Genomic DNA, 21,284 nt, shown 5'->3' on the forward strand with positions numbered 1-21,284 from the left:
GGTTCATAAACGAATGGACAGACCATCGGCCAGCGATTGTCGGTAGGCGCGCCATGCCGGCACGCAGCCCATCAGCAGGGCGGCCGCAAGAATACCGCCAAGCAGCGCCCATTCATATTCGCTTGGCCAGGCCAGCGGTAAATACAGCCCGTAGTTCGATTGCACATAACCCTGGGCCACGGCGATACACAGGTACAGCAACCCCACGCCGGCCACTACACCGGCCAATGCCAGGGCAAGGGCCTCGAAGACCAGCAAGGTTGCGATATGCCATGGCCGGGCACCGACCGAACGCAGAATGGCCATCTCGCGCCGACGTTCATTGAGGCTGGTCAAAATCGCAGTGAGCATGCCGATCAAGCCGGTCAGCACCACAAACAGCGACACCACGAACAATGCTTTTTCAGCGGTGCTCATCAGGCTCCAGAGTTCCTGCAGCGCCACCCCGGGCAAAATCGCCATCATCGGTTCACCGCGGAAATCATTGATTTCACGCTGCAAGGCAAAGGTCGAGATCTTGCTGTTCAGACCCAGCATAAAGGCGGTGATGGCCTGCGGGGTGAGGTCCATGTTGCGCGCCTGATCGGCACTTACCCGCCCGGCGCCACGGGCCGGAACACCGTTATGCCAATCGACATGTATCGCTTCCATACCGCCCAGGCTGATATGCAGGGTACGGTCAACCGGGGTGCCGGTGCGTTTGAGAATTCCGACCACGGTGAACGGTTTGTCATCATGCTTGACCAGACTGACCGCGGCCACGCCGTGGGCCAGCACCAGCTGGTCACCCAGTTTGTAGTGCAGTGCATCCGCCACTTCGGCGCCCAGCACCACCTCAAAAGGGTCGGTGGCAAACGCCCGGCCGGCAGCCAGTTCCAGGTTCTGCCGACGGCCGTATTGATAGTGCTCGAAATACGCCTCGCTGGTGCCCATCACCCGATAACCGCGATGGGAGTCGCCCAGTGACATGGGAATCGCCCATTTCACTTTCGGGTTGTTGGCGAAGTGCTCAAAGCTGTCCCAGCGAATATTGTTGGTGGCATTGCCAATGCGAAATACCGAGTACAGCAGCAGATTGACCGAGCCGGAGCGGGCGCCCACGATCAGGTCAGTGCCGCTGATGGTGCTGGCAAAGCTGGCGCGGGCTTCGGTGCGTACCCGCTCGACCGCCAGCAACAGGCACACCGACAGGGCGATGGCGAAGGCGGTCAGGATCGCGGTGAAGCGACGGTTAGCCAGGCTGGCCAGGGCTAGTCGAAACAGATACATCTCAGACCTCTGCCGACGTGGCGGCACGATTGAGTTCGGACAACGACAGATTTCGGTCGAAGAGGGGGGCCAGACTTTGATCGTGGCTTACAAACAGCAGGCTGGCGCCCGCCTCGCGGCATTCAGCAAACAGCAACTGGATAAACGCTTCGCGGGCGTCAGCGTCGAGGGCCGAGGTCGGCTCGTCGGCAATTACCAGCTCGGGCTGGCCGATCAGGGCGCGGGCAGCGGCGACCCGTTGCTGCTGGCCAATCGACAGGGAGTCTGCACGTCGCTCCAGCAAAGCCGGGTCTTTGAGACCCAGGTGCGCCAGCAGGGTTTGCGCGGCGTTATCCACACTGCCGTGGCGTTGCACGGCGCGGCTGGCGCGCAGTCTGGAAAAGTGGCAAGGCAGTTCAACGTTCTCGCGTACCGATAAAAACGGCAGCAAATTGAATTGCTGAAAGATATAACCGGTGTGATCGACCCGAAAGCGATCGCGGGCGCCCGAGCCGAGTTCGCCCAGTTCTTGGCCGAGCAGGCGGATCGTGCCGCTATCGGCTTTTTGCACGCCGCCGAGCAGGCCCAGCAACGTGGTTTTACCGCTGCCGCTGGGGCCCTTGAGGAACAGGGTTTCGCCCGGCTCAAGGCGAAATTCCGGAATATCCAGCAACACGGGCTGCCCCGGCCAACTGAAACTCAGGTCATTGAGTTCGATAAGTGCTTGGGTCATGGGGAAGAGAAAACGCCTGTATGGGGTGCCAATAGCGGGGCGGTATCTGCAGGAGCGAGCTCGCTCCTGCAGGTTCAAACCGGTCAGAACTTGACGGTGGGGGCTTGAGGTGTGGCTTCTACACCTTGCTGACCACTTGCGCCAATCAGTTGTACCTTGATTTTATGGGTGCCCGGGAACGTCTTGAAGAATGTGCTCAGATCCAGCGTCTTCAGCGCCTCGGGTTTGCTGCAGGTAAAGGCATAGTGGGCTTCGATATCGCTGTGATGGTGCTCGCCTTTTGCCACGCCGGCAGCCTCTTCAGGGGCGGCTTCAAATAGTGGGCTCTGCAGGTCCTGGGCTTCAACGCTGCACTCGGCAGCTTTGGGCAGGTTGAACAACACCAGCGGATTGCCCAGCTGGGCCTGGGCTGCCGCGACTTTGGCTTTGTCAGCGTCGGTAGTGGCAAGGTGCTCAAATCCGACCAGGTTCATTGACGGGCCATCCAGGTCAAGTTCCAGAGTCTGGCCATCGAGAGCCACATCGAGGCTGCCTGCGCCATGCTCGTGGGCTCCCAGGCTGGCGTGTTCATGGTCGTGATCATCTGCAGCATGGGCCATGGCCAGCGGCAACAGGGCAAACGGTATAGCAAGAAGCAAACGGCGCATAGCGTGACTCCAGCAGAAGGGGGAGGACCAGTTTGTTATGTGATCTTATAACAATATTTGCGAGAGTTTGCCCGTGTGCTTGGCGTTACGCAATACGCATGGGAGCATGGTTTGATGAAACTTGAGGAGTAGAGCGATGGTGCGCATTCGCGGAACAATCGGCGACTGGCCGGTGGATTTGACGGTGGAACTGGATGCCGGCGACTGGGCTGCACTGGGTGCACAGTTGCAGGTCAGTGACGCGCCTGTCAGCCAGCCCCCTGCCAGACCGGTGAATCAGGACGATGCCGTGTGGGAAACGACTAAAGACTTGTTGCGCAAGGCCGGGCAGATCAGCGGGCCTGAGCTGCTCGGGCAGCTGCAAGCCCTGACCGGCAGCACCGGCGCGGGCAAGCGGCTGCTGGTACGCCTGCGTCATTGCCCCGAGGTGAAAGTGGTGAGCGGCACAGACTCACCGATTTACAGCTGGATCGAATAGCAAAGATGACGCAAGACCCGCAGGCGCGAGTTGCTCGTGAGCAAACTCGCTCCTGCAGCCCGATGCCTAGTACAGCGCAGCAAACAATTTGCGGCGGTAGGTGGTCACCAGCGGATGATCATTGCCCAACAAGTCGAAGACCTGCAGCAAGGTCTTGTGGGTGATGCCTTCGTTGTAGCTGCGGTTGCGGGTGAACAGCTTCAGCAACCCGTCCAGAGCACCTTCATATTGCTGGCGCGCCAATTGCTGGATCGCCAGTTGGTAAGCGGCTTCGTCGTCCTGCGGGTTTTGTGCAACGCGGGTTTTCAAATCCGCCACATCCGGCAAATCCGCGGCCTGACCCAGGAACGTCAGTTGCGCCTTGGCCCCGGCCAGTTCGGCTTTGTGCTCGTCACTTTTAACCGCGTCCAGCACGGCTTGTGCTTCGGTGAGTTCACCGCGTTCGGCGAGGCAGCGGGCATACAGAATCAGTGCGCCGGCGTTGCTGTTGTCATCGGTGAGGATGTTTTTCAGCAGGGCTTCGGCGTCAGCAAAGCGGCTTTCGGAAAACAGTGCCCGGGCTTGCAGCATCGGGTCTTCGGCCTCTGGCTCGGGCATCACGACATGGGGCGCGAGCATCGCGCGGATCGCCGATTCGGGTTGCGCTTCCTGGAAGCCATCCACCACTTTGCCGTCTTTAAACAGCACTACTGTGGGCAGGGTTTGAATGCCGATACGGCCCACGATGTCCTGCTCGACTTCGCAATTGACCTTGGCCAGTAACAACTCGCCCTGATAGTCCACCGCGATCTGTTCCAGAATCGGCAGCATCACCTTGCACGGTGCACACCAGTCGGCCCAGAAATCCACCAGAACGGGCTGCTCAAAAGAGGCCTGGACAACCAGTCTGTCGAAGTCCGCGGAGGTTACGTCGAAGCTATGGGAAGAAGGCGTAGGCTGATTCATTAGGTGTCTCGAAACAGGTAAATGAGGGCAACTATAAAGGCTGTACGGGCAGGCCGAAAGCCATAGGCTCGCGTTGCGCGTGATACAGGCTCACGTTACGAAATTCATGGGGTTCGGCCAGATCGGGCAAGGTCAATGCCTTGAGGCTGTCCAGCTGGCGGTACAGCGGATGCTTGAAGTCGCGCACCCGGGAATCGGCGACCAGGACCTGTTGGCCACGGGTTAAAAACTGATCCAGCAGTGGCAGGTTTTCGCGGTCGTAAAGCACGTCCGCCACCAGGATCAGGTCGAAGCGGTCGGCTTCGGCGAAAAAGTCGCTGGAATAATGGAGCTGCACATCATTGAGCTCGGCATTCGCCCTGCAGGCAGCCAGCGCCAGCGGGTCAAGATCGCAAGCCAGCACCTCGAGCGCCCCGGCCCTGGCCGCTGCAATTGCTGCCACTCCGGAACCTGCGCCAAAATCCAGCACGCGCTTGCCTTGCACCCAGTGCGGCTGCTCGGCCAGATAACGTGCCAGAGCCAGACCGCTGGCCCAGCAAAACGCCCAGTACGGTGGCTCGTAAAGGATGCGCCGGGTCTCGTCGGCCGTGAAGCAACGATCCATCCGTTGCGGGTCAAGCAGCCATAACTTGAGTGTCGTGTCCGGCAAATCCGTAATGATCAGCCGGGCATCGCCCACCAACTCGCTCAATGACTGTTGCAGATGCAGCGGTGTATTCATGGTGCCTGGACAAAGGCCAGGGTGCCCATGGCCTGGGTCGCAGGCTGGCTGATGATTTTTGAAGGTAGATGCAGGATCAATTGCCCGGACTGGCTGGCGCGTCCGCGCAGTTCAACCCGCGCTCCGGCGGGGAAGGCTTCGGGGTTAAAACGCAGCTTGAACGGCAGCGGCTGGCTATTGCCGATGATCTTGCTGCTGGCCATCAGGCCTTGGGGGCGTCCACGTTCGTCAATGATCAGCATCGCCAGTTCAACCTCGGCCCCTGCGGGTACGCCGGTCAACACGCCGCTGAGTTCACGCTGATAGGCCGGCAGTGGTCCGAGGTCTTTTGGAGCATCAGTTTTCGGCTGTGCCAGCACCTGAGTCTGCACCGGTTTTGGCGGTTCGCTGCTACAGGCGCCCAGGAAACCGGCGAGGCACAACAAAAAAAGCGTTCGTAGCGACATGGAAGGCTCCAGCGGCAGGTCTGTCGATGTATCAGATGGGTGAAACATAGTAGGCGGACTGTATACCGTAAAGGCTATGGCTTGTCTTGCCAGTGGGATGCGCTACCATGGCACTCCCCATTTTTTGTTGCCGCCACCATGCACTGTCCTTTCTGCGGTGCCAACGACACTAAAGTCATCGACTCGCGTCTGGTCGCCGAGGGCGACCAGGTGCGCCGCCGGCGTGAATGCCTGGCCTGTGGTGAGCGTTTCACCACCTTTGAAACAGCCGAGTTGGTGTTACCGCGCCTTATCAAGCAAGACGGCAGTCGTCAGCCTTTCGACGAAGAAAAACTGCGTGCCGGCATGCAGCGGGCGCTGGAAAAGCGCCCGGTCAGCGTCGAGCGACTCGAAGCCGCGCTGGCCCATATCAAGAGCAAGCTGCGCGCCACCGGTGAACGCGAAGTCAAATCGCTGGTTGTCGGTGAGCTGGTCATGGGCGAGCTGCAAAAGCTCGATGAAGTGGCCTATATCCGTTTTGCCTCTGTCTATCGACGCTTCCAGGATCTCAACGAGTTCCGCGAAGAAATCGACCGACTCGCCCGTGAGCCCTCCAAAGAATGACTGTGACTACGCAACAATCAATTTTAGACGCCCATTACATGGCGCGTGCCATCGAACTGGCGCGTAACGGCCTGTATACGACCCATCCCAACCCGCGAGTCGGTTGCGTGATAGTGCGTGACGGACAGATTGTCGGCGAAGGCTGGCACGTGCGCACGGGTGAACCCCACGCCGAAGTCCACGCCTTGCGTGCGGCGGGCGAGCTGGCCCGTGGCGCCACGGCTTACGTCACGCTGGAACCGTGCAGCCACCATGGCCACACTCCGCCCTGTGCCGACGGCTTGCGCCATGCCGGCGTGGCGCGGGTGGTGGCGGCCATGCAGGACCCCAACCCGGAAGTTGCCGGCCGCGGCCTCAAGCGTCTGGCTGACGCCGGGATTGAAGTGTGCAGCGGCGTGCTCGAAAGTGAAGCGCGGGCGCTGAACCCGGGCTTCCTCAAACGTATGGAGCACGGCCTGCCGTTTGTGCGGGTCAAGCTGGCGATGAGTCTTGATGGCCGCACGGCCATGGCCAATGGCGAAAGCCAATGGATCACCGGCCCTGCGGCACGCTCTGCGGTGCAGCGGCTGCGGGCGCAGGCCAGTGTGGTGCTGACCGGTGCCGACACGGTTCTGGCCGATGGCGCGCGCCTGACCGTGCGCGGTCCGGAGCTGGGCCTGAGCCCCGAGCTCACGGCGCTGGCATTGAGCCGTCCTCCGCTGCGGGTATTGATTGACGGGCGTTTGCGGGTGCCGCTGGATGCGCCGTTTTTCAAGGCAGGTCCGGCGCTGGTTGCCACCTGCGTACCTCCCGCCGAGCAATACCGCACGGGGCCGGAATGCCTGGTGATCCACGGTGCCAACGGCCAGGTCGATTTACGCAAGTTGCTGGTTGCATTGGCCGCACGCGGGGTGAACGAAGTGTTGGTGGAGGCCGGGCCGCGTCTGGCCGGGGCTTTTGCCGAACAGGGGCTGGTGGATGAATACCAGATTTTCATCGCCGCCAAGTTCCTCGGCTCTACTGCCCGGCCATTGCTTGAGCTGCCGTTGACCCATATGAGCGAAGCGCCTTTGCTCAAAATCATTGAAATGCGCGCGGTGGGTGATGACTGGCGAGTCACCGCCATACCTGTGCCATCCGCGAGCGTATAATTATCAGCCTCCGTTCTACGCAGGTTCTGTTCTCAAGGGGAACGCCATGTTTACCGGCATCATTGAATCCATCGGCAGCATCCGTGCACTGACCCCCAAAGGCGGCGATGTGCGGGTTTATGTAGACACCGGCAAGCTCGACCTGAGCGACGTCAAACTCGGCGACAGTATTGCAATCAATGGCGTGTGCCTGACTGCCGTGGAACTGCCGGGCAACGGTTTTATGGCTGACGTCAGCCGCGAGACCCTCGACTGCACCGCGTTCAACGATTTGAAAAGCGGCAGCCGGGTCAACCTGGAAAAGGCCCTGACCCCGACCACGCGTCTGGGCGGTCACCTGGTGAGCGGGCACGTTGACGGTGTGGGTGAAGTGATCTCGCGGGAAGAGAACGCCCGGGCTATCGAGTTCCGCATCCGCGCTCCCAAAGAGCTGGCCAAGTACATCGCCCATAAAGGCTCGATCACCGTCGACGGCACCAGCCTGACCGTGAACGCGGTCAATGGCGCCGAGTTCTCGCTGACCATTATTCCCCACACCCTGAGCGAAACCATCATGGACGACTATCGTCCGGGTCGCCGGGTGAACCTCGAAGTGGACCTGCTGGCGCGTTACCTTGAGCGTCTGCTGCTGGGCGATAAAGCCGCCGAGCCGACTTCGGGCGGCATCAGTGAAAGTTTTCTGGCCGCCAACGGCTACCTCAAATCCTGAATTAAGGGGGTGCCGCGTGGCGCTCAACAGCATCGAAGAACTGGTTGAAGACATCCGCCAAGGCAAGATGGTCATCCTGATGGATGACGAAGACCGCGAGAACGAAGGCGACCTGATCATGGCTGCCGAGTGCTGCCAGGCCGAGCACATCAACTTCATGGCGCGCTTTGCCCGTGGCTTGATTTGCATGCCCATGAGCCGCGAGCGTTGCGAGCTGCTGCAACTGCCATTGATGGCGCCGCGCAACGGTTCCGGCTTTGGCACCAAGTTCACTGTCTCGATCGAAGCGGCTACCGGTGTGACCACCGGCATCTCGGCAGCGGACCGTGCGCGCACCGTGCAAGCGGCTGCGGCCAGGGACGCGAAAGCAGAAGACATCGTGAGCCCGGGGCATATTTTCCCGTTGATGGCACAGGCGGGCGGTACTCTGGCCCGCGCCGGTCACACCGAAGCTGCCTGCGATCTGGCACGTATGGCCGGGTTCGAGCCAAGCGGTGTTATCTGCGAGGTGATGAACGACGACGGGACCATGGCCCGCCGTCCGGAACTAGAAACCTTCGCTGCTGAACACGGCATCAAGATCGGCACAATTGCCGACCTGATCCACTACCGCATGATCCATGAACGTACCGTTCAGCGGATTGCCGAACAGCCACTGGACAGCGAGCTGGGCCAATTCAACCTGGTGACCTATCGTGATTCAGTCGAAGGCGATGTGCACATGGCACTGACCCTGGGCAAGATCTGCGCTGAAGAGCCGACCCTGGTGCGTGTGCATAACATGGACCCGCTGCGTGATCTGCTGATGGTCAGGCAACCGGGGCGCTGGAGCCTGCGCGCCGCCATGAGCGCGGTGTCAGCGGCCGGCAGTGGTGTAGTGCTGTTGCTGGGTCATCCGCTGGATGGTGACGTATTACTGGCCCATATTCGCGAAACTGCTGACCAGGTGCCGGTGAAAAAACCGACCACTTACAGCATCGTGGGTGCCGGTTCGCAGATCCTGCGTGACCTCGGCGTGCGCAAAATGCGCTTGATGAGTTCACCAATGAAGTTCAATGCCATATCCGGTTTCGATCTGGAAGTTGTAGAATACGTGCCCTCCGAATAAAGACCGGTCGTGTCCTGTCCGAATTCGTGGCCCAATATCCTTAAAGAACGCACGCGAGTGCGTTCTGGCTCTTTAATACGAGACATACCGAATGACCCTGAAGACCATCGAAGGTACCTTCATCGCCCCCAAAGGTCGCTACGCTCTGGTAGTTGGCCGCTTCAACAGCTTCGTCGTCGAAAGCCTGGTGAGTGGTGCCGTTGATGCCCTGGTTCGCCACGGTGTGAACGAAAGCGACATCACCATCATCCGTGCTCCGGGTGCGTTCGAAATTCCACTGGTTGCGCAAAAGGTTGCCCAGCGCAACGAATTCGCCGCCATCATCGCCCTGGGCGCCGTGATTCGTGGCGGTACTCCGCACTTTGAATACGTTGCCGGCGAATGCACCAAGGGCTTGTCCCAGGTGTCCATGCAGTTCGGCGTACCGGTTGCATTCGGTGTGTTGACGGTCGATTCGATCGAACAGGCCATTGAGCGCTCCGGCACCAAAGCCGGTAACAAAGGCGCTGAAGCTGCCTTGTCCGCCCTTGAAATGGTCAGCCTGTTGGCACAGTTGGAGGCCAAGTGATTTCCGACGAAAGCGATCGTTTTAACCCGCGCGATCCTAAACCTGCGGACGCCGGCAAACCATCCAAGAGCGCCAAGCGCCGTGAAGCGCGTCAACTCGCGACTCAGGCCTTGTATCAATTGCACATGGCCAAGCAGTCCCTGAACGAAATCGAAGCCCAGTTTCGGGTCGATAACGACTTCACCGACGTTGATGCCGCGTACTTCCGTGAAATTTTGCACGGCGTACCTGCAATCAAGGCTGAAATCGATACCGCCCTGGCACCATGCCTGGACATCACCATCGAAGAGCTCGACCCGGTTGAACTGTGCGTTCTGCGCCTGTCCACCTGGGAGCTGATCAAGCGTGTCGACGTGCCTTACCGCGTTGTGATCAACGAAGGCATCGAGCTGGCGAAAGTGTTTGGTTCTACCGACGGCCACAAGTTCGTCAACGGTGTGCTCGACAAACTGGCGCCACGCCTGCGTGAAGCTGAAGTAAAGGCTTACAAGCGCTGATCAGCGCTGTCGGCCATGGGCGAGTTCGAGCTGATCCGTAACTTCTTCGCTGCCGCGCCTTGTGCGCAAGGCGGCGAAGGTGTTGCTCTGGGCATCGGCGACGACTGCGCCCTGCTGGATGTTCCTTTCGGGGAACAACTGGCGATTTCCACCGACACCCTGGTAGCCGGGGTGCACTTCGCAGATCCATGCGACCCTTTCTTGCTCGGTCAGCGTTCGCTGGCAGTGGCGGCCAGCGATCTGGCGGCCATGGGCGCAACTCCCCTCGCGTTTACCCTTGCCCTGACCTTGCCTGCGGTTGAAGCCGACTGGTTGCAAGCGTTCGCCCGCGGTTTGAACCTGATGGCTCAAGGCTGTGGCTTGCGCCTGATCGGTGGCGACACCACGCGCGGGCCGCTATGCCTGACGCTGACGGTTTTTGGCCGCGTACCTCGGGGCCAGGCATTGACCCGCAGTGCAGCCCGGCCCGGCGACCTGCTGTGTGTTGGCGGCGAGCTGGGCAATGCCGCTGGCGCCTTGCCTCTGGTGCTCGGCCAGCGTAGCGCCACACCCGTCATCGCCGAGCCGTTGCTGGCGCACTACTGGTCGCCGCAACCGCAATTGGCGCTGGGCCAGGCACTGCGCGGCAAGGCCAGCTCGGCGCTGGATATCTCCGATGGCCTGCTGGCCGACTGCGGGCATATTGCCTTGGCGTCGAAAGTCGGCTTGCTGATCGAAAATGACCGCGTGCCGGTTTCCCTCGCCTTGCAGGAATTTCTGGGTGACGCCGCTGCGCAGCAAGCGGCGTTGAGTGGGGGTGACGATTATGTGCTGGCGTTCACTTTGCCGGCCGTTGAGTTGCCGACCCTGCTGGCCGATGGCTGGCCGATTCATGTGATTGGCCGAGTGGTCGAAGGGCAGGGCGTCGGTTTGCTGGACGTCGATGGCCGGGACATCACCCCTGGCATACGCGGTTATCAGCATTTTCGCGGTGAATAACTACGTGGCCAGCTGCTGCAAGAGCGATCAAACTTTTAGATCTTTATCTCCGATAATTCAGCCTAAGCGTCTATAGGAACGTCCTGTTACAATGCCGCCTCTGCGAATTTCCAGTACTCAAACTGATCAGGAGCACACGGTGCCCGTCGTTTTCGTTGCCGCTTGCAAGCTTCCCACCCCCTTTGCCGAATTCACCATGCATGGCTTTCTCGAGAAAGCCACGGGTCGTGAACACGTTGTGCTCAGTTTGGGCGACGTGGCGGACGGCGCTCCGGTACTAGGCCGGGTGCACTCTGAATGCCTGACCGGCGATGCCTTGTTCAGCCAGCGCTGTGACTGCGGTTCGCAGCTCGAAGCCGCCATGCAGGCCATCGCCCGCGAAGGCCGTGGCGTGTTGCTGTACTTGCGTCAGGAAGGCCGGGGCATTGGCTTGCTGAACAAGGTTCGTGCTTACGAACTGCAGGATGGCGGCGCCGACACGGTTGAGGCCAATGAGCGTCTGGGATTTGCCGCCGATCAGCGTGACTACGGGATCTGCCTGCCGATGCTGGAGCACATGGGTGTGAAGTCGTTGCGTCTGATGACCAACAACCCGCGCAAGGTCAAAGCCTTGACCGACATGGGCATCAACGTGGCCGAACGGGTGCCTCTGCACACCGGGCATAACCCGCACAACAAGCTGTACCTGGCGACCAAAGCCAACAAGCTCGGGCACATGATGGGCAACCAGCATCAAAGCGAGGCCGACCCGGCGTGACCCGTGGTCAGATCCGTCGCCGCATGAGCTTCAGCTGGTGGCAGCAATTGGTGCTGACCCTGCTGCCGCTGGTATTGGCCAATTGGTTGTTCGGCAAGTCCGAGCCCTTGTTGCCCGGGCTGACGATGCCGTTCTTCATTGCCGGTGTTGCGTCGATGTTTGTCACGCTGCGCTTTTTCGGGCCGTACAAACATGGGCTGATCGCATTGCAAAAAGCCCTTGATACGCCCCAGGAGCCCGCTGCCTGGGCCGAGCTTGCCCGTGCCCGCTACCGCGCCTTGCTGGCTGCCGGCCTGCCGGTGTGGATCGCTGCGCTGGCGGTGTTTGTCGGGCTTGAAGGCGTGCCGTTGCTGCTGCTTTCAGTGTCGACGCTCGTACTGTTTTACCTCTATCGCATCCCGCGCCAGATCGGCTGATGCGCGCCTGGCTGGCGGTTCTGCTGCTGGCCATCGGCACCCCGGCCGGGGCGGCTACACGGGTGATCAGCCTGTCACCCTCCTTGTCAGAGATGGTTGTCGAACTGGGCGCCGCTGATCTGCTGGTGGGCCGCCTGGAGGCGGGTGAGCCTTTGCCGCAGCTGCGCAGCGTGCCTTCCGTGGGCCGTTACGGCCAGCTGGACATGGAGCGCCTGATCAGCCTGCAACCCGATTTACTTTTGCTCTGGCCGGGTAGTGTTGCCGCTGCCCAGCGCGAACAGCTGCGCCATCTCGACATCCCGACTTACACCGCCGAGCCTGCGAGCCTTGAGCAACTGGCCGATCAGGTTGAAGCCCTGGCCGTGGCGCTGAACCGCCCTGAGCGTGGCCGTGAACTGGCAGCGCAACTGCGTCAGCGTCTGGCCGGGCTGCGTGTGCAATATCGGCGCGACATACCGCTACGGGTGTTTTATCAGGTGTGGGATCAGCCGCTGTACACCGTTGGCGGTACGCAGATCATCAGTGACGCATTGGCGGTGTGCGGGGCGAGCAATGTATTTGCCGACCTCAAACTGCCTGCGCCGCAGGTCAGCGTGGAGTCGGTATTGCAGCGCAATCCGCAAGTGATCATCGCCAGCAGCCAGGCGCAGCTGGATGCCTGGAAAGCCTGGCCGCAGATTGATGCGGTCAAGCACGGACGTTTGCTGTTATTGACCGACAAAGGCCTTGAACGCCCAAGTGCGCAGATGCTTGAAGCAACGGCCCGACTTTGCGAGCAACTGGCTGACTGACTCTCACCCTGTAGGAGCTCGCTCCTACAGGGGATATGGGGGATATCGGGTTTTTAGAGCGTCGGGGTCCAGGTCACGGCCAGTTGCACGCTGCGGCTTTCTTCACGGTAGCCGTAGTAACTGCCGTCATAGCTGTAGAGCGCGCGGGTGAAGCTCTTGTCCAGCAAGTTGTCGACTTTTAAATCAAGCCTCACTTCAGCGCTGGCTTGCCAGTTGCCACGCACCCCCAGCAGTCCATAGCCGGCAATCGGTTGCGTATTGCCGTCGTCATTAAAGCTGCTGCTCACCGCCTGCCAGCTGGCGCCGACACCTACCCGGTCGAACTGGCGATCCAGATCAAGGTTCAGGGTGCGGCGGGCACGGCGGCTCAACGTATGGCCGGTGTCGCGATCACGGGGGTCGGTAATGGCGACCCCGAGGCTGCTCTGCCAGCCGAACCATTCTTGCTGCAAGGCACTTTCAAAGCCGATGATCCGGGCGGCGCCAATGTTCTGCTGAATGAAATCGGCATCGGCCACAATCGCATCACGAATGTCGGTGCGATACAGCGAGGTTTCCAGGCGGCTGCTCTCGCTCAACTGGCTGCGCCACTGCAGCTCGTAGCTTTTGGAATGTTCGGGCTTCAGGGCCGGGTTGCCGTACTGCGGGTAGTACAAATCGTTAAACGTCGGCGCCCGGAACCCTTCGCTGTAAGACAGCAGCACATCGTTGTCCGGGTTGAGCGGTACCGTCAGGCTGGCGCTCCAGGTGTTATTGCTGCCGAACTGCTGGTTGTCGTCGTGACGCAGACCCAGTTCGGTAGAGAAATAATCGCCATTGAAGCGGTGCTGAATAAATACGGCGCGATTCCAGCGGCTGTCCTGGTCAAACACCGTGCTGCTGCGCACGCGATCTTCATAGGCATCGGCACCGAGTATCACGCTGTTTTGCCCGTTCAGCGTCAGGTTGTTTTGCCAGTTCAATGAGTCGCGATAGGTGTTGAAGCTGTAGTTGTCTGTGCTGAGCTTGTCGCGGGTTTTTTCGCGATTTTCGCTGTGGCCCAGTTCCAGGCGCGAGTTCCAGCGCTCGCTCAGTTGGGCGTCGATAAAACTGCCCACACTGCTGATATCGAAGTCGCTGTAGAGCTGCTGACCACTGACCGTCATGCTGTCCGGGTCCCAGCGGCCAAAGGAATTATCGAGCTCGGTCTTGCCCATGTTCTTCATCGCCGTCAGGCCGACTTCCAGATCATCCCTCAGGAAGTGGCTCAGATTCAGGCTCAGGGACTTGTTGCGATAGGCATCGTGATCGTTGTCGCTGGGGAAGGACTGGTGCGTGCGATTGATCCCGGCCGTCTCTTCCAGGCTGCCGCTGAGGTTGTAGCGGGTCTGGGCATCGCCGCCGGACACGCCCAGGCTGTTGTCGGAGCTGCCATAGCTGCCCACTGAACTGTGTAGCCGCAGCTGAGGGGCCTGGTCTGCGCCGCGGCGAGTGAAAATCTGGATCACCCCGCCAATCGCGTCACTGCCGTAGATCACCGACCGTGAGCCGCGCAGCACTTCAACACGCTCGACCTGATCGATATTCAGGTACTGCAGGTTGCTGTCGGCCGAGGTGGCATTGGCCATGCGCTGGCCGTCGACCAGCACCAGGCTTTGTGCCGCTTTGGTGCCGCGGATGTAAATCCCGGGCAAGCCGCCACGGCCACCGCTACGTGCCACCTGCACGCCGGGCACCCGGCCCAGCAGGTCGGTGAGGCTGGTGGGTTGCAAGCGATCGATGTCGGCACGGGTGAACACCGTGTTGGCGCTGCTGCTGTCAGAGCGCGCTTCGACCTGGCGGTTGCCGGTGATCAGTGTTTGCGGGAGTTTGAGTGCGTCTTCCCGTTCGAGCGTGTCGGCGAGCAAAGGGCTGGCGGGGATGATGCCGAGGATTAAAGCCAAACGAAGGTGTTTCATGTGTTCTCAATTAACCCTGTAGGAGCGAGCTTGCTCGCGAGCTCGTTGGAAAGCTCGCGAGCAAGCTCGCTCCTGCAGTAAGTCTGATTGGCTCAGAGCCCCAGCAGTTGCATGCGCTGGCGCACCGATGCTTCGATACCTGCCGCATCCAGCCCGCATTCGGCGAGCATCTGGCTCGGTTTGGCATGTTCGACATAGACGTCCGGCAAGCCCAGATGCAATACCGACTTGAGCACGTTTTCACGGGCCAGCAACTCGCTGACTGCCGCACCCGCACCGCCCATGATGGCGTTCTCTTCAATGGTCACCAGCAGTTCATGGCTGTCGGCCATTTCGCGCACCAGTGCTTCATCCATAGGTTTGACGAAGCGCATGTCGACCACGGTGGCGTCGATTTTTTCCGCCACTTGCAGTGCTTCGGCCAATTGCACGCCAAACACCAGCATCGCCACCTTGCTGCCTTTGCGACGTATCACGGCTTTACCGATTTCCAGCGGTTCAAGGGTTTTTTCGATGCTTGCATTCGGTCCGCTGCCCCGCGGGTAGCGTACTGCCGCCGGACCGTTGTACAGGTGGCCGGTGGTCAGCATTTTGCGCAGTTCGTTTTCATCGCTCGGGGTCATGATCACCATACCCGGGATGCACCGCAGGTAAGACAGGTCAAAACTGCCGGCATGGGTGGGGCCGTCTTCGCCCACCAGGCCCGCGCGGTCGATAGCGAACAGCACGTCCAGATTCTGCACGGCTACGTCATGCACCAGCTGGTCGTAACCGCGCTGCAAGAATGTCGAGTAGATCGCCACCACAGGCTTGGCGCCTTCGCAGGCCATGCCCGCGGCAAAGGTCACGGCGTGTTGTTCAGCAATGGCCACGTCGAAATAACGCAACGGGAAACGCTCGCTGAACGCGATCAGGTCCGAGCCTTCTTTCATGGCCGGGGTAATACCGACCAGGCGTTGATCGACAGCGGCCATGTCACACAGCCACTCGCCGAATACCGCAGAGTACTTCGGCCCGCTCGCAGCTTTTGGCGCTGCTTTCGGTGCGTCCAGCGGCTCAAGTTTGGTGATGGCGTGGTAGCCGATCGGGTCAGCCTCGGCCGGGGCAAAGCCTTTGCCCTTTTTGGTCACGATATGCAGGAACTGCGGACCCTTGAGGTCGCGCATGTTGCGCAACGTGGCGATCAGGGTCGGCAGGTCGTGGCCATCGATAGGGCCAATGTAATTCCAGCCCAGTTCTTCAAACAGGGTGCCGGGTACCAACATGCCTTTGGCATATTCTTCGGTGCGCCGGGCAATTTCCCACGCGCCTGGCAGACGCGACAGCACTTTCTTGCTGCCTTCGCGCATGCTGGCGTAGGTACGGCTGGAGAGGATTTTGGCCAGATAGTTGGACAGGCCGCCGACATTGCGCGAGATCGACATGTCGTTGTCGTTGAGGATGACCAGCATGTTGGCATCGACTTCAGGCGCATGGTTCAGGGCTTCAAAAGCCATGCCGGCGGTCAGCGCGCCGTCACCGATCACGGCGATGGCCTTGCGCTCGCTATTTTGCAGGCGGGCAGCGATGGCCATGCCCAGTGCGGCACTGATTGAGGTGCTGGAGTGGCCGACGCCAAAGGTGTCGTACTCGCTCTCGGCGCGGCGCGGGAAAGCGGCGATCCCGTCTTTCTGGCGCAATGTCGCCATTTGCTCGCGGCGGCCGGTGAGGATTTTGTGCGGATACGCCTGATGACCCACGTCCCATACCAGCCGGTCATCCGGGGTATCGAACACGTAGTGCAACGCAATCGTCAGTTCAATGACGCCCAGGCCGGCGCCAAAATGCCCGCCCGTCTGGCCGACGGTATAGAGCAATTCCTGGCGCAATTCGTCGGCCAGGGGTTCCAGCTCGGCTTCAGCCAGTCGGCGCAGGCCCGCAGGCGTGCCCGCTCGGTCGAGCAGGGGCGTAGTCGGGCGCTTGCGGGGGATCTCTTGAAACGTCGTTGGCATCAGGCGAATCGTTATAAATATAGAAGAGGTGGCAGTTTACCTTAAGGAACGTAAGCTGCCCACGCGCGGAGGCAATCGTTAGTCAGACCTTGGCATTAGACACTGCCTGAAAAACCGGATTTTCCAGGTCTAGTGGCGACGTTCGACTATGTATCGAGCCAGTGCGCGCAGCGGATCGGCTGTAGTGTCAAAAGATTGCAGCGCATTGAGTGCCTGGTCACGCAGCTCCAGTGCATAGGCTTTGGCGCCATCCAGACCCATCAGTGCCGGGTAGGTCGGTTTGTCCCGTGCAATATCGGCGCCCTGGCGTTTGCCCAGGGTTGCGGTATCGCTTTCAACGTCGAGAATGTCGTCCTGAACCTGGAATGCCAGGCCAACCGCCCGTGCATAGATGTTCAGAGCCTGCAGATCATCAGCACTGGCATGGCCGCTGGCCAGGGCGCCCAGCTGTACGCTGGCCTCGATCAGAGCGCCGGTCTTGTGCCGGTGCATGAATTCGAGAGCGGTCTGATCAAGTTTGATTCCGACCGAACCGAGATCGATCGCCTGTCCGCCAACCATGCCCGCCGGGCCGGCAGCGAGGGCCAGAGCTGCGACCATGCGCAAGCGTGTCTCAGCATCCAGAGTATTGAGTTGCGGATCCAGCAGGGCGCTGAATGCAAGGCTTTGCAGGCCGTCGCCGGCCAGAATCGCGCAGGCTTCATCGAACGCTTTATGGGTGGTCGGCTGGCCGCGACGCAAGTCGTCATCGTCCATTGCTGGCAAGTCATCATGCACCAGCGAGTAGGCGTGGATCAGCTCCACTGCACAGGCCGCACCATTGGCTTGCTCGGCCGCGGCACCCAAGGCTTCGCAGGCGGCATAGGCCAAAAGCGGGCGGACCCGTTTGCCGCCGTTCATTACGCTGTAGCGCATTGCTTCATAGAGGCGGACCAACTCCGCAGACGGAGCGACAAACAAGCGCTCAAGGGCCGCGTTGACGCGGTCCTGGCTGCTGGTCTGGTAGGCATCAATCATTCTGGCTGTTCCGCTTCAAAGGGCTCTTGGGCCAGTTCACCATCACGCTCAAGCAGAATCTGCACTTTCTGTTCAGCTTGAGCCAGTGCGCCTTGGCAATCACGGGTCAAGCGGATGCCTTGCTCGAAGGCGGTCAACGAATCTTCCAGTGACAGCTCGCCATTTTCCAGACGCTCGACCAATGATTGCAGGTCAGCGAGGGACTGTTCGAAATCCAGGGCAACTTTTTTGCGGGCCATAGCGGCATTCTCGGTAGGCGTTAAAACCGGCTGACACTAGCAGACGGCGGGTTCCGGGGCAAATCCTCGGCCCCTGCCTGTCCGCCCTGACGGGGACCTGAATGCCCGTGATGGCAACACAATGGCCGATCTGCAAGATCGCGCGGCCTGGGGATCGCGGGCAAGCCCGCTCCTACAGGGATTTGTACTGGCTGGCGGATCTTGTGGGAGCTGGCTTGCCAGCGATGGCATCTCTGCGGTCTGGCGGAACGACCGGGGGGGCTAGAGGATCGCGAGCAAGCTCGCTCCTACAGGGGGTTGTGGTGGCTGGCGGATCTTGTGGGAGCTGGCTTGCCAGCGATGGCATCACTGCTGTCTGGCGGAACGACCGGGGGGCTAGAGGATCGCGATCAAGCTCGCTCCTACAGGGGTTTTTGGTGGCTGGCGGTAATCTTGTGGGAGCTGGCTTGCCAGCGATGGCATCTCTGCGGTCTGGCGGAACGACCGAGGTGCAGCGGATCGCGAGCAAGCTCGCTCCTACAGGGGTTTGTGGTGGCTGGCGTATCTTGTGGGAGCTGGCTTGCCAGCGATGGCATCTCTGCGATCGGGCAACGTCCGTAAAACCTTAAACCCCGGAGCAGGGGATACACCGGGATGCTTGCTTTGGCGTTTTCAACAGCTCGCAGCCGCGCGTTGCTTGGTAGCGACTACGATATGCGGCATGCACTGCGCAGAGATCTTATGGCGGTCAAGCCCCTTGACCTTACCATGCTGGGAAGCTTCAAGATCGGCTCAATCGTGACATTCAAGGAGAATTTCCAATGGCTAGCGTTTCGCTTCAACCAGAGTCCAAAGCATCCGCGCGCCTGAGTCTGCCGGTTGAAGGCATGACGTGCGCCTCGTGCGTCGGTCGGGTCGAACGTGCGCTCAAGGCGGTCCCGGGTGTGCAGTCGGCCGTGGTCAACCTGGCCACCGAGCGCGCCGATGTCAGCTTCAGTGGCGTGGCCGATCCGCAGGCGGTAGTAGATGCCATCGAGCGCGTGGGCTACTCGGTGCGTGAAGAAACCACCGAGCTGTCGATTGCAGGCATGACCTGTGCCTCGTGTGTGGGCCGGGTCGAGAAGGCGCTGGCGAAGGTGCCCGGCGTGCGGCAGGCCAGCGTCAACCTGGCCACCGAGCGCGCCCGGGTCACTCACCTCGCCGGTGCCGTTTCTGCTGCCGACCTTGAGGCCGCAGTCGAGCGGGCGGGGTATACGGCGCGACGCTTGTCTGCCGACCTCCCGGATGCGGGCGAGCAGGACGACCAGCGGCGCGAGGGCGAGGCCCGGGGGCTGCAGCGGTCCTTGCTGATTGCCGCCATCCTCAGCTTGCCGGTGTTCATTCTGGAGATGGGCTCGCACCTGATTCCCGCCATGCATCATTGGGTGATGACGGTCATCGGTCAGCAGACCAACTGGAACATCCAGTTCGTGCTGGCCACCCTGGTGCTGTTCGGGCCGGGGCTGCGTTTTTTCCGCAAGGGCGTTCCGGCCCTGCTGCGCGGTGCTCCGGACATGAACTCGCTGGTGGCTGTCGGGACCTCGGCGGCATACGGTTATTCGCTGGTCGCGACCTTTGCCCCTCAAGTGCTGCCCCAGGGCACCGCCAATGTGTATTTCGAAGCGGCCGCGGTCATCGTCACTCTTATTTTGCTTGGCCGCTCGCTGGAGGCCCGGGCCAAGGGCCGAACCTCACAGGCGATCAAACGTCTGGTCGGGCTGCAGGCCAAAACCGCGCGGGTAGAGCGCAACGGTGAAACCCTTGAACTGCCCCTCGAGCAGGTGACAACCGGGGACGTGGTGCTGGTACGTCCGGGGGAGAAAATCGCCCTCGATGGCGAGATTGTCGAAGGCGCCTCCTATGTCGACGAGAGCATGATCAGCGGCGAGCCGGTGCCGGTGCATAAAACTGCGGGTGCTCAAGTAATTGGCGGCACGATCAACAAGACCGGCGCTTTCAGTTTTCGCGTGACCCGAATCGGGGCCAACACGGTGCTGGCGCAGATCATCCGTCTGGTCGAGCAGGCCCAGGGTTCCAAGCTGCCGATCCAGGCGCTGGTGGACAAGGTCACCATGTGGTTCGTCCCGGCCGTGATGGCAGCGGCCACCCTGACCTTTGTGGTCTGGCTGATCTTCGGGCCGACCCCGGCGCTGACCTTTGCCCTGGTCAATGCGGTGGCGGTACTCATCATCGCCTGCCCGTGCGCCATGGGGCTGGCTACGCCGACCTCGATCATGGTCGGTACCGGGCGCGCGGCGGAACTGGGGGTGCTGTTTCGTAAAGGCGAAGCCTTGCAGGCGTTGCGGGATGTGAGTGTGATCGCCCTCGACAAGACCGGCACCCTGACCAAGGGCCGCCCGGAACTGACCGATCTGGTGCCTGCCGAAGGCTTTGATTACGACGAAGTGCTGGGGCTGGTGGCGGCGGTCGAAACCCGCTCCGAACACCCGATCGGCGAAGCCATCGTCAGCGCGGCGAAACAACGTGGTCTGGTGATGGGTTCCATCGACAGCTTCGAGGCAACCCCGGGTTTCGGGGTGACGGCCAAGGTGTCGGGGCGGACCGTGTCGGTCGGCGCAGACCGTTTCATGACGCTATTGGGGCTGGATGTGTCGAGCTTTGTCGCGACCGCCCAACGTCTGGGGGAACAGGGCAAGAGCCCGCTTTATGCCGCCATCGACGGTCGTCTGGCGGCGGTGATTGCGGTGGCCGATCCCATCAGGGAGACCACTTTAGAGGCGATCAAGGCGCTGCACGCCCTGGGCCTCAAGGTGGCGATGATCACCGGTGACAATGCGGCCACGGCCAATGCCATCGCCCGCCAGTTGGGGATTGATGAGGTGGCGGCCGAGGTCCTGCCCGACGGCAAGGTCGCGGCACTGAAGAAATTCCGGGTCAATGGTGCACGGGTGGCCTTCGTCGGCGACGGCATCAACGACGCCCCGGCGCTGGCCGAAGCGGACGTGGGGCTGGCCATCGGCACCGGTACCGATGTGGCCATCGAGGCGGCAGACGTGGTGCTGATGTCAGGCGACCTGCGTGGCGTGCCGAATGCCATCGCCCTGAGTCAGGCGACGATCCGCAACATCAAGCAGAACCTGTTCTGGGCCTTCGCTTACAACGCAGTGCTGATCCCGGTCGCGGCGGGAGCGCTATACCCGGTGAACGGCACATTGCTGTCGCCGATCTTTGCGGCGGCTGCGATGGCGCTTTCCAGCATCTTTGTGCTGGTCAACGCGCTCCGGCTCAAGGGCTTCAAGGCGCCGATGGCGGTGAGTGGCGTGTAAACGGGGGCAGTTTTTCGCGG

22 protein-coding genes are annotated in these 21,284 nt (G+C 61.0%); 12 read left to right on the plus strand and 10 right to left on the minus strand.

The features are described 5' to 3' along the window. Positions 1 to 3 precede the first annotated feature (3 nt). The 3 genes from B195_RS02700 to B195_RS02710 form a co-directional block, all read right to left on the minus strand. Entirely contained in the window at positions 4 to 1,269 is a 1,266-nt protein-coding gene (locus B195_RS02700) for an ABC transporter permease (RefSeq protein ID WP_003444300.1), read from the minus strand. A 1-nt stretch (position 1,270) separates the two neighbouring features. Beyond that, positions 1,271 to 1,981, minus strand: a complete 711-nt coding sequence (locus B195_RS02705) for an ABC transporter ATP-binding protein (protein ID WP_003444297.1) — start codon at positions 1,979 to 1,981, stop codon at positions 1,271 to 1,273. Between the two features lie 83 nt (positions 1,982 to 2,064). After that, positions 2,065 to 2,628, minus strand: a complete 564-nt coding sequence (locus B195_RS02710; RefSeq protein ID WP_003444294.1) for a DUF2796 domain-containing protein — start codon at positions 2,626 to 2,628, stop codon at positions 2,065 to 2,067. Positions 2,629 to 2,764: 136 nt separating this feature from the next. Between B195_RS02710 and B195_RS02715 the strand changes: the two genes are divergently transcribed. Then, on the plus strand, positions 2,765 to 3,106 hold the full coding sequence (locus tag B195_RS02715) for a hypothetical protein (RefSeq protein ID WP_003444291.1): 342 nt from the start codon (positions 2,765 to 2,767) through the stop codon (positions 3,104 to 3,106). A 66-nt stretch (positions 3,107 to 3,172) separates the two neighbouring features. Here the strand turns inward: B195_RS02715 and B195_RS02720 are convergent, their stop codons facing one another. From B195_RS02720 to B195_RS02730, 3 genes are read right to left on the minus strand one after another with little or no spacing between them, the layout of a single operon-like run. After that, positions 3,173 to 4,051, minus strand: coding sequence for a co-chaperone YbbN (locus B195_RS02720; protein ID WP_003444289.1), 879 nt, complete (start codon positions 4,049 to 4,051; stop codon positions 3,173 to 3,175). A 31-nt stretch (positions 4,052 to 4,082) separates the two neighbouring features. Continuing rightward, positions 4,083 to 4,772 carry a methyltransferase gene (locus B195_RS02725; protein ID WP_003444287.1) on the minus strand — a complete coding sequence of 230 codons (690 nt, stop codon included), beginning with the start codon at positions 4,770 to 4,772 and terminating at the stop codon, positions 4,083 to 4,085. Continuing rightward, complete coding sequence (locus B195_RS02730) at positions 4,769 to 5,218, minus strand: YbaY family lipoprotein (RefSeq protein ID WP_003444285.1); 450 nt, start codon at positions 5,216 to 5,218, stop codon at positions 4,769 to 4,771. Before B195_RS02730 ends, B195_RS02725 begins: the two co-directional genes overlap by 4 nt. Before the next feature lie 138 nt (positions 5,219 to 5,356). On the opposite strand from B195_RS02730, the gene nrdR reads away from it, so the two are divergent. From nrdR to B195_RS02780, 10 genes are all read left to right on the plus strand, one after another. After that, positions 5,357 to 5,821: a transcriptional regulator NrdR gene (gene nrdR, locus B195_RS02735; protein ID WP_003444283.1), complete on the plus strand. Its 465-nt coding sequence runs from the start codon at positions 5,357 to 5,359 to the stop codon at positions 5,819 to 5,821. Next, positions 5,818 to 6,951: a bifunctional diaminohydroxyphosphoribosylaminopyrimidine deaminase/5-amino-6-(5-phosphoribosylamino)uracil reductase RibD gene (gene ribD / locus B195_RS02740; RefSeq protein ID WP_029612150.1), complete on the plus strand. Its 1,134-nt coding sequence runs from the start codon at positions 5,818 to 5,820 to the stop codon at positions 6,949 to 6,951. The genes nrdR and ribD overlap by 4 nt, the downstream gene beginning before the upstream one ends. Positions 6,952 to 6,997: 46 nt before the next feature. After that, entirely contained in the window at positions 6,998 to 7,660 is a 663-nt protein-coding gene (locus tag B195_RS02745; protein WP_003444279.1) for a riboflavin synthase, read from the plus strand. A 16-nt stretch (positions 7,661 to 7,676) separates the two neighbouring features. Beyond that, positions 7,677 to 8,768 carry a bifunctional 3,4-dihydroxy-2-butanone-4-phosphate synthase/GTP cyclohydrolase II gene (gene ribBA, locus B195_RS02750; RefSeq protein ID WP_003444277.1) on the plus strand — a complete coding sequence of 364 codons (1,092 nt, stop codon included), beginning with the start codon at positions 7,677 to 7,679 and terminating at the stop codon, positions 8,766 to 8,768. A 91-nt stretch (positions 8,769 to 8,859) separates the two neighbouring features. Further along, positions 8,860 to 9,336, plus strand: a complete 477-nt coding sequence (gene ribE / locus B195_RS02755; RefSeq protein WP_003444275.1) for a 6,7-dimethyl-8-ribityllumazine synthase — start codon at positions 8,860 to 8,862, stop codon at positions 9,334 to 9,336. Beyond that, on the plus strand, positions 9,333 to 9,833 hold the full coding sequence (nusB, locus tag B195_RS02760) for a transcription antitermination factor NusB (protein ID WP_003444273.1): 501 nt from the start codon (positions 9,333 to 9,335) through the stop codon (positions 9,831 to 9,833). The genes ribE and nusB overlap by 4 nt, the downstream gene beginning before the upstream one ends. A gap of 15 nt (positions 9,834 to 9,848) precedes the next feature. Then, a complete protein-coding gene (gene thiL, locus B195_RS02765; RefSeq protein ID WP_003444272.1) occupies positions 9,849 to 10,811 on the plus strand; it encodes a thiamine-phosphate kinase in 963 nt (320 codons plus the stop codon). Positions 10,812 to 10,950: 139 nt separating this feature from the next. Beyond that, positions 10,951 to 11,568, plus strand: a complete 618-nt coding sequence (gene ribA / locus B195_RS02770) for a GTP cyclohydrolase II (protein ID WP_003444271.1) — start codon at positions 10,951 to 10,953, stop codon at positions 11,566 to 11,568. Continuing rightward, positions 11,565 to 11,984: a hypothetical protein gene (locus B195_RS02775; protein WP_003444270.1), complete on the plus strand. Its 420-nt coding sequence runs from the start codon at positions 11,565 to 11,567 to the stop codon at positions 11,982 to 11,984. The genes ribA and B195_RS02775 overlap by 4 nt, the downstream gene beginning before the upstream one ends. Continuing rightward, positions 11,984 to 12,775 (plus strand): cobalamin-binding protein, encoded by a 792-nt coding sequence (locus B195_RS02780; RefSeq protein ID WP_003444269.1) that lies wholly within the window; start codon positions 11,984 to 11,986, stop codon positions 12,773 to 12,775. The genes B195_RS02775 and B195_RS02780 overlap by 1 nt, the downstream gene beginning before the upstream one ends. 53 nt (positions 12,776 to 12,828) lie before the next feature. Here the strand turns inward: B195_RS02780 and B195_RS02785 are convergent, their stop codons facing one another. The 4 genes from B195_RS02785 to B195_RS02800 all read right to left on the minus strand — a co-directional run bounded on the left by B195_RS02785 (position 12,829) and on the right by B195_RS02800 (position 17,959). Beyond that, complete coding sequence (locus B195_RS02785) at positions 12,829 to 14,712, minus strand: TonB-dependent receptor domain-containing protein (RefSeq protein WP_003444267.1); 1,884 nt, start codon at positions 14,710 to 14,712, stop codon at positions 12,829 to 12,831. A 92-nt stretch (positions 14,713 to 14,804) separates the two neighbouring features. Continuing rightward, positions 14,805 to 16,703 (minus strand): 1-deoxy-D-xylulose-5-phosphate synthase, encoded by a 1,899-nt coding sequence (dxs, locus tag B195_RS02790; RefSeq protein ID WP_003444264.1) that lies wholly within the window; start codon positions 16,701 to 16,703, stop codon positions 14,805 to 14,807. A gap of 129 nt (positions 16,704 to 16,832) precedes the next feature. Next, on the minus strand, positions 16,833 to 17,720 hold the full coding sequence (gene ispA / locus B195_RS02795; protein WP_003444262.1) for a (2E,6E)-farnesyl diphosphate synthase: 888 nt from the start codon (positions 17,718 to 17,720) through the stop codon (positions 16,833 to 16,835). Then, positions 17,717 to 17,959, minus strand: coding sequence for an exodeoxyribonuclease VII small subunit (locus tag B195_RS02800; RefSeq protein WP_003444260.1), 243 nt, complete (start codon positions 17,957 to 17,959; stop codon positions 17,717 to 17,719). The genes ispA and B195_RS02800 overlap by 4 nt, the downstream gene beginning before the upstream one ends. An 800-nt stretch (positions 17,960 to 18,759) precedes the next feature. On the opposite strand from B195_RS02800, the gene B195_RS02810 reads away from it, so the two are divergent. Further along, positions 18,760 to 21,264: a heavy metal translocating P-type ATPase gene (locus B195_RS02810; protein WP_003444258.1), complete on the plus strand. Its 2,505-nt coding sequence runs from the start codon at positions 18,760 to 18,762 to the stop codon at positions 21,262 to 21,264. The last annotated feature ends 20 nt before the right edge of the window (positions 21,265 to 21,284 follow it).

The organism is Pseudomonas sp. Lz4W, from assembly GCF_000346225.2.
GTDB classification, from domain to species: domain Bacteria; phylum Pseudomonadota; class Gammaproteobacteria; order Pseudomonadales; family Pseudomonadaceae; genus Aquipseudomonas; species Aquipseudomonas paraversuta.